Genomic DNA, 8,380 nt, shown 5'->3' on the forward strand with positions numbered 1-8,380 from the left:
AAACGGAAACGATGCGCGATGACGACGACACCAGGCCGGCGGCCGGCGGTGTGGGCCCTGGCCCCACTGCTCTGCGCCGCGGCCCTGTGGACCGGACCGGTCCCCGCCGCTGCCGCGGCCGCCGCACTGCCCGGGGGAGGGCAGACGGTCGAGGTGACGGCACGGCGTGCCAAGGCCCCCGGTGACCTGATCACCTACACGCTCACCGCGAAGAACAAGGGCCCGTCGGTGGCCCGCAACGTCACCGCGACGGACAAGCTCCCGGCCGGGATCTCCTTCGTGGGCTCCTCCGACGGCTGCACGGCCGTCGGCCAGACCGTCACCTGCGGACCCGAGCCGCAGTTGGCCGCCGGGCAGTCCAAGAGCTGGACCTTCCAGGCACGGCTGAGTCCCTCGTACCAGGGCGACGGCAGCGACCTCGGCAACAGCGCGACCGGCACCTCGGACGCCACCGACCCCGATCCGGGCAACAACAAGCCGGATCCGGTGCTGCCGCCGGGCCCCTTCGATCCGGTCTCGGACCTGGCCACCGTCAAGACGCCGCTCGGCGCCGGGCCGACCGTCCCGGGCCAGGAGTACGAGTACGCGATCAGCACGACCAACAAGGGGCCCTCCGACGCGCGCAACGTCAAGATCGTCGACACCCTGCCCGACGGCCTGACCTTCGTGTCCTCGGCCGACCCCTGCGCGGTGTCCGGACGGACCGTCACCTGCGGCCCGCTGGCCCGGCTCGTCCCCGGCGCCGAGGTGGTGTGGACCTTCAAGGTCAAGCTGGACGCCGCCTACGCCGGTGACGGCAGCGACCTGCGCAACACGGCGACCTCCTCCTCCGCGTCCAAGGACCCGGAGCCCGCCGACAACACCTCGCACGCCGTGCTCCCGCCGGGCGGGGTCACCGAGCCGCAGGCCGACGTGTGGACCACGAAGCGGCCCGCCACCGACACCCCGATCGCCCCGGGTGAGACCTTCGAGTACGTGGTGACCGCGCACAACGACGGCCCTTCCCGGGCCCTCGACACCACCATCACCGACAAGCTGCCCGCGCAGCTCGCCTTCGTCTCCTCCCCCGACGGCTGCTCGGCCACGGACGGCACGGTCAGTTGCGGCCCGGTGGCCGTGTTGGATCCCACGGGGTCCCGGACCTGGCGGTTCACCGTCCGCCTCGACAGCGGCTACACCGGCGACGGCTCCGACATCCGCAACACGGCGACCGCCACCTCCCGGACCAAGGACCCCAAGCCGGAGAACAACACGAGCAGCCCGGCGGGCCTGCCCGGCAGCAAGGTCAACAAGCCGACCGCGGACCTGGGCGTGACCAAGGAGGCCGTCGGCACGAAGCCGCCGGTGCCGGGCGAGACCTTCGACTACCGGATCCGGATCACCAACAACGGCCCCTCGGCCGACGCCTTCAACGTCAAGCTCTCCGACAACCTCCCCGAGGGCCTCTCGTACGTGGCCTCCTCGCCCAGCGGATGCACCGTCGCCGGACACCTGGTGTCCTGCAGGCGGACGGCCCCGCTCAAGGTCGGCGAGACCGTCGAGTACCTGCTCACCGTCAAGGTGGATCCCGCGTACAGCGGCGACGGCAGCGACCTGAAGAACACCGCCCAGGTGACGGCCGACAACATCGACCCCGCGAGCGAGAACGACAAGAGCACCGCGACCGTGCCCGGCGGGCACGTCACCGATCCCGCCGCGGACCTCGCCATCACCAAGAAGCCCGTCCAGAGCGCCCCCGTGGCCCCGGGCGAGACCTTCGACTACGCCCTGACCGTCACCAACAACGGCCCTTCCCAGGCCGAGCAGATCACCGTCTCGGACACGCTGCCGACCGCGCTGAGCTTCGTCTCGGGCGACGCCACGTGCACCTCCGGACGGACCGTCACCTGCGGCCCGCTGCCGAGCCTGGCGCCCGGGGCCTCGATGACCTGGGTGATCAAGGTGAAGCTGGATCCGGAGTACACCGGCAACGGCTCCGACATCCGCAACACCGCCACCGTCGACGCCCTGACCCACGACCCCAACACCGCGAACAACACGAGCGCGGCCGCCGGCCCGCCCGGCGGCAAGGTCAAGGACCCGACGGCGGACCTGGAGGTCGGCAAGACGACCCCCTGACCCGATAGCGGTTCACCCCGCCCGGCGCCGCGCGCGCCGGGCGGACACGGGCCCGTTCCGTCCCGCCTCGCGGCGGGCGCGGGGCGGGCCTACGGTGGTGTGGCTGTGTTCTCTCACCTGGGTCCTCGGACGACAGGAGATCGTACGGTGAAGCCAACCCACATCCGGCTGCGCCGGGCTTGCGCGGCCGCCGCCGCGGCGGGCGTGCTCGTCGTCCCGGCGGTTTCGGGCTCGGCGTACGGCGCCACCGCCCCGCCACCCTCACCCTCCGCCTCCGCTTCCGCTTCCTCTTCCGCGGCCCCTTCACCGAGTACGGGCGCGGCCTTCCCGCAGCTCACTGCGGCCGTCGCCGCGCAGTTGGACGCGGCCGTGCGCGAGGTCATGCGCGAGACCGGGGTACCGGGAGCGACCGTGGGACTGTGGGCCCCCGGCAAGGGCAGTTACGTGAAGGGCTTCGGCGTCGCCGACAAGGTGACCGGCGAGCCGATGCGCAGCGATCTCCGCGTGCGCATCGGCAGCGAGACCAAGACCTTCACGGTCACCGCCCTCCTGCGACTCGTGGACCAGGGCAAGGTCGGCCTGGACGACCCCATCGGCACGTACGTCTCCGACGTGCCGAACGGCGACCGCATCACCCTGCGCCAACTGGCCGGCATGCGCAGCGGGTTGTTCAACTACACCCTCGACCCCGGCCTGATCAAGGCGTTCGAGGGCGACCCCACCCGGAGCTTCGAGCCCCAACAGCTGCTGGACTACTCCTTCAAGCACCCGGTGGACTTCGCGCCCGGCGCGAAGTTCGAGTACTCCAACACCAACTTGGTGCTGCTCGGCCTGGTGGTGGAGAAGGTGACCGGGCGTCCGCTGCACGACGTCATCGCGCAGGACGTGCTGGAGCCCGCGGGGCTGCACGACACGCTCTTCCCGACGGACGCGCGCCTGCCCGATCCGCACGCGCACGGCTACACCGACCAGACGCTCTCGGGGAAGATCGAGGACGCGACGGACTGGAACCCCTCCTGGGCCTGGGCCGCCGGAGCGATGATCTCCGACCTCCAGGACCTGCGCGGTTGGGCGCGGGTGCTCGCCACCGGCACCCTGCTGACGCCCGCGACCCAGGCGGAGCGGCTGAAGACCACCCCGATGGACATTCCCGGAGCGAGCTACGGGTTGGGCATCTTCGACGTGCAGGGCTGGATCGGCCACAACGGCTCGCTGCCCGGCTACGAGACCCTGACCGTCTACCTGCCGCAGGCCCAGGCCACGATGGTCATCGTCCTCAACACCGACGTGGACACCAAGGGCCAGGAGCCGAGCACGCTCTTCGGCGAGGCGGTCACGCAGATCGTGACCCCCGACCACGTGTACCCGGGCCACAAACCGCTGGTCCCCAAGAAGAGCGGCTGAGCCGCTACTTCGCCAGCGCCCGGACTGCCTGCCCCTCCAGCTCCAGGCAGCGGTCCACCCGCTGCGCCAACGCCTCGAAGAGCGCGCCGCGCCCTTGCGCGTCCGCCCCGGCGTCGGCGTCCCGGGCGAGCTCGGCCAGTTCCGACCAGTGGCGGGCGGACTCGCGGAAGAGTCCGGCCGCCTCGGGGCGCCCGACCAGGTCGAGGAAGTCGGCGTACAGCGGCCGGGTCGCCCCCGGGGCGGTCCACTCCTCCTCCAGGCAGGCGTGGAGCCGCCCGGTGCCGGCGCGCAGGGCCTCGGGGGAACCGCCGAACCGGCGCTCCCATCCGGTCGCGGTGGTCCGGTCGCGCAGCTGGGCGGCGAACTTCTCCATCCCGGAGAAGCCGAAGTTCACGTCGAACTGGTTGCCCAGGACGGGCCCGGTGAAGTGGCCGACGGTCGAGGCGATCGCCCCGTCCACGTCCGGCTCCCCCTCGGGCGGCCCGGTGGGCACGATCAGCTGGTGGCGCCCCTTGCGGTGCGCCGTCCAGGCCGCCCCGAACTCCTCGCGGTCGATCCGGTACGGGGTGTCGGCGCCGTCCTCGATCAGCAGCTCGTCGCCGTCGTAGCCGGCGATGACGACGGTGTGCGGGTCGGCGCCGGTCATCTCGGCGTCCGGATCGGCCTCGTGCCAGGGCAGGGAGGAGCGGTCGACGACGCAGAACGCCGGCTGCCCCTCGTCCAGCGCCGCCCGGACCCGGCCCCAACGGGGCTTCATCGCGCGCGTGGCGTCGTACGGGACCCCCAGGCGGCCGAGCGCGACCTGCACCCAGGGCTCGGGGTGGGCCTGGGCCACGATGGTGGCGATGGGGGTGCGGCCCTCGTACTCGAAGACGAAGTACATGAAGCCGACGCCCCCGGCGAGGCCCGCGACGAGTTCCTCGTCGTGGACGCTGCCCAGGGCGTGCCGGATCAGGGAGGCTTCCCGGTGTCGTCCGGTACCGAAGTCTTCGTACACGAGCACAGTCATGGGCCAAGCCTAGCCGCGCCGCGGGGGCGCTCCGACCCCCGTGTGTGGTGGCTCCGGGCAGGTGGTCCGATGCTGGAGTCATGGGCGTCCACGGTGGGCCGACGGGCACGACGCGGCGCGCGCTGCGGACCACGCTCGCCGCGTGCGCCGCGTTCTTCGTGTGCCTGTACGGGCTGGACCGGCCCGTCGCGGCGACGTACGCGCTCTTCGGGGTGGTCTCGATGGCCGCCCTCTCCCACGTCCCCGGCACCGGGCGGCAGCGGGCGGCGGCCCTGGTGCGGACGGCGCCCGTCGCCTGGGCGCTGGTGACCGTCGGGAGCTACCTCGCGGTGCGGACCTGGAGCGCGGTGGCCGGCATGTTGGTGATCGGCTTCCTGCTCGCCTTCGCGGCGGCGGCCGGCCCCCGGGCGGCGGGAGCCGCTCCCGGGCTGCAGCTGCTCTACATCCTGCCGTGCTTCCCGCCCTACGCACCCGACGCCCTGGTCGAGCGGCTCGCGGGAGTGACCTTCGGGCTGGCGCTGCTGGTCCTCGCCGAAGCCTTCGTCCTGCCCGAGCCGCGCGCCCCCGCCTACCGGGAACTGGCCGCCCGGGCCGCCGTGACCGCGGCCCGCTGCGCGCAGGAGCTGGGCCGCGAGCCGTACCGGCTCTCCCCCGCTTCGGCGTGGGCCGCCCTGGCCGCCGGGGAGTCCCTGCGGCCCTTCCGGGTCACGGAGGCCGAGCGTCCCGCGGGGCCGGGGTTGCGGGACCGCGCCCTCGCCCACGCGGGGCTGGCCGCCCGTACGCTCCTCGGCCGGCTGGTGCACCTCCCCGCGCCGCCGCCGGGCGAGCGGCCGCCGGACCCCGAACCGGAGCTGTTGCCCGCGCTGGCCCGGTCCGCGACCGGGACCGCGGCGCTGTTGCGCGGCCCCGCCGCCGCGACCGAACCGGCCCGCACGGCCGACGCCGGCGACGCGCTGCGGCTCGTACGGGCGCGGGCGTCGGCCGGGGGCGCGGACGAGCTGCCCACGACCGCGGCCCGGGGCCTGCGCCGGGCCGCGGCGCTGGAGGCGGCCGATGCCGCGCTGACCTTCTCCACGGCGGCCGAGCTGGCCGTGCGGGGCCGCCGGGGCGACCCGCCGGCCGACACCGATCCCGGCCGCTTCTGGTACGCCGGGCAGCGCGCCCCCCGGCTGTGGTGGCACCGGCTGGCCGCGCACGCCGGGCCCCGGTCCGTCCACTTCCAGAACGCCGTCCGGATCAGCCTCGCCCTGGCGGCGGCCCGTACGGTCGCGGGCGTGGAGTCGCTTCCCCACGGCTTCTGGGCGATGCTCGCCGTGCTCAGCCTGACCCGGACCACGGCCGCGCAGACCCGGGCGACCGTACGGCTGGCCCTCACCGGCACGCTGGTCGGCGCCCTGGTGACCGCGGCGCTCCTGACCCTGGTCGGCGGGCGGACCACCGTGTACGCCGTGGCCCTGCCCTTCGTCATGCTCATCGCCTTCACGGTGGGGCCGGTGCGGGGCGTGGGCTGGTCCCAGGGCATGTTCACCCTGGTGGTGTCCTTCGTCTTCGCGCAGCTGGCGCCCGTGACCTGGCGGTTGGCCGAGGTCAGGATCATGGACGTGGTCATCGGCAGCCTGATCGGCACCGTCTTCGGACTGCTGGCCTGGCCGCGGGGCGCGCGGGAGGAACTCCACCGGGCGGTCGCCCTGATGCTGGCGCGGGCGGCCGATACGGTCGAGACCGCCACGGCGGGGGTGGCCGCGGGCGGGCCGGGGACCGTCCCCGACGACCGCCCGCTGCAACTCGCCGTGTCGCTCGCCGAGTCGGCGTTCGCACAGCACCAGAGCGAGCCCCGACCGGCCGCCGGAACCGCACCGGACTGGCAGGCCGCCATCCTGACGGGCCATCACGTGCTCTGGGGATCGCGGCGGTTGCTCGGCCACGGCGGCCGCCCCTTGGCCGGGCCCGAGGGCGTATGGCTGCGCGAGCGCGCGAGCACGGTCGCCGCGCTGCTGCGCGGGGCGCCCGACCCGGCGTCCTCGGAAGCGGTGCGTGCGGGCACGGCCGCTCCGGACCTCGCCCCGCCCCGGTTCTTCGCCGCCCTCGCCTGGCTGGACTCGCTCACCCGGGACGTGGAGCGCTGGACCGCACCCGGCGCGCCCCACTGACGGACCCCGCCCGGGCGGCTCGCGACGCGGGCCCCGGCCGACGGATCCCTACCAGGTGAGCGGTAGTTCGAGGGGGTGGCGCCAGAGGGATCCGACGTTCCAGCGGACCTCCTCGGCCGGCGCCGCGAGCCGCAGACCGGGGAAGCGGTGCAGCAGCGCCGCGACGGAGACCTGGAGGACCATGCGGGCCAGGTGCGATCCCAGGCAGTGGTGACCGCCGTAGCCGAAGGCCATGTGCGGTGCGGATTCCGTCCGTTCGAAGTCGATCCCGTCCGGCTGGTCGTACACCGAGCCGTCCCGGTTCGCCGTCAGGTAGGAGACCTGGACGGTGTCGCCGGCCCGGATCAGCACCCCGCCGAGTTCGACGTCCTCCAGCGCGACCCGAGGGGTGCCCACCCCCTGGCGGAACGGGATGAAGCGGAGCAACTCCTCCAGCGCCTGCGGCAGCAGTCCGGGACGGGCCCGTAACTGGTCGAGTCGGTCCGGGTGGGTGAGCAGGGTGTACACGATGTTGCTGATGGCGTGCGCCGTGGTGTCGTGTCCGGTGACCACCAGCAGCATGGTCAGGACGGCGAGTTCGTCCTCCGACAGGGTCTCGTCCCCGATCCGCGCGGTGGCGAGCGCGCTGATCAGATCGCTGCCGGGACGCCGTCGGCGGGCGAGCGAGAGCGCGGCGAAGTACGCGCGCAGGCACGCCTCGGCCGCGACCGCCGCGGGCCGCCCGTCGGGGTGCATCGACGTCATGGCGGTGGCCCACGCGCGCAGCCGGGGCCGGTCCTCCTCGGGCACGTCCATCAGCTGATAGATCGTCAACAGGGGGATCTCATGGGCGAGGTGGGATACGAGGTCCGCGCTCCCCTCCTCGGCCACGGCGGCCGCCATCGCGTCCAGCAGGCCGTCGACCGTCGTGCGGACCCACGGCCGCACGGCCTCCACCGCCGGGATGGTGAAGGCGCCGATGACGAGGCGGCGGACCCTGTTCAACACCGGCGGGTCCATGAGGTTGATCGACCCGTCCGCCACGCCGGGCACCGGGGTGGTGCGCGGGAAGTCCCGTCCGACGAGTGCGGCCCGGCTGAAGCGGCGGTCGGAAGTGACGGTGCGCACGTCGGCGTACCGGGTCACCAACCAGCAGTCCCCCTGCCCGTACGGCATGGCGATGCGCGTGATCGGCGCCCGGGTCCGCAACCGCGCCATGGCGGGGTCCGGCTCCAGCGCCACGTCGTGACGGAAGGGGCAACTGCGTACGGTCTCGGGGCCGGTGGGGTCGGCGTCCGGGTCGGTGTGGGGGCGGGCGTGGGTCATCCGGGCACTCCTTGTCGGTGCGGCGGGTTCGGGTGGCGGCCCGGGGACGGGGCCGGCGATGCGGTGACGCGCGCGGTCACTCGCAGGGGTGACGGCTCGGGCGCCACGATGCCATTCCCGCGCCGACCCGGGACTCCGCGCCACCGCACGGAGCCCCGGGCGTCGCCAAGACCGTTGGTTCACAAGGACGTTCGGGCGCCGCCGACCGACCTGGCAGCGCAGCGATGTGGAAGATCATGTGCCCGTTATAGCGTCACACACGCCCCACTGGTACGCCCCGTTCACACGGCACCGACACCGGCCCGGGGGGGGGGGGGGGGGGGGGGGGGGGGGGGGGGGGGGGGGGGGGGGGGGGGGGGGGGGGGGGGGGGGGGGGGGGGGGGGGGGGGGGGGG

At 74.1% G+C, this 8,380-nt stretch carries 5 protein-coding genes; 3 read left to right on the top strand and 2 right to left on the bottom strand.

From position 1 onward, the window contains the following. Positions 1-18 precede the first annotated feature (18 nt). Both ACZ4UB_RS36045 and ACZ4UB_RS36050 read left to right on the top strand, forming a co-directional pair. Positions 19-2,118, top strand: coding sequence for a DUF11 domain-containing protein (locus ACZ4UB_RS36045; RefSeq protein ID WP_468076931.1), 2,100 nt, complete (start codon positions 19-21; stop codon positions 2,116-2,118). Positions 2,119-2,265: 147 nt separating this feature from the next. After that, the gene (locus tag ACZ4UB_RS36050) at positions 2,266-3,522 is read left to right on the top strand and encodes a serine hydrolase domain-containing protein (protein WP_468076933.1); all 1,257 of its coding nucleotides are present in this window, start codon (positions 2,266-2,268) and stop codon (positions 3,520-3,522) included. A gap of 4 nt (positions 3,523-3,526) precedes the next feature. Here the strand turns inward: ACZ4UB_RS36050 and ACZ4UB_RS36055 are convergent, their stop codons facing one another. Beyond that, complete coding sequence (locus ACZ4UB_RS36055) at positions 3,527-4,531, bottom strand: BtrH N-terminal domain-containing protein (RefSeq protein WP_468076935.1); 1,005 nt, start codon at positions 4,529-4,531, stop codon at positions 3,527-3,529. Between the two features lie 80 nt (positions 4,532-4,611). Here ACZ4UB_RS36055 and ACZ4UB_RS36060 point away from each other — a divergent pair, with 80 nt between their 5' ends. Beyond that, positions 4,612-6,681, top strand: coding sequence for an FUSC family protein (locus tag ACZ4UB_RS36060; protein ID WP_468076937.1), 2,070 nt, complete (start codon positions 4,612-4,614; stop codon positions 6,679-6,681). A 48-nt stretch (positions 6,682-6,729) separates the two neighbouring features. Here ACZ4UB_RS36060 and ACZ4UB_RS36065 read toward each other — a convergent pair whose 3' ends face one another. Continuing rightward, positions 6,730-7,986 carry a cytochrome P450 gene (locus ACZ4UB_RS36065; protein WP_468076939.1) on the bottom strand — a complete coding sequence of 419 codons (1,257 nt, stop codon included), beginning with the start codon at positions 7,984-7,986 and terminating at the stop codon, positions 6,730-6,732. Positions 7,987-8,380 lie beyond the last annotated feature (394 nt).

The sequence above is a fragment of the Streptomyces sp. NPDC028419 genome, from assembly GCF_055565515.1.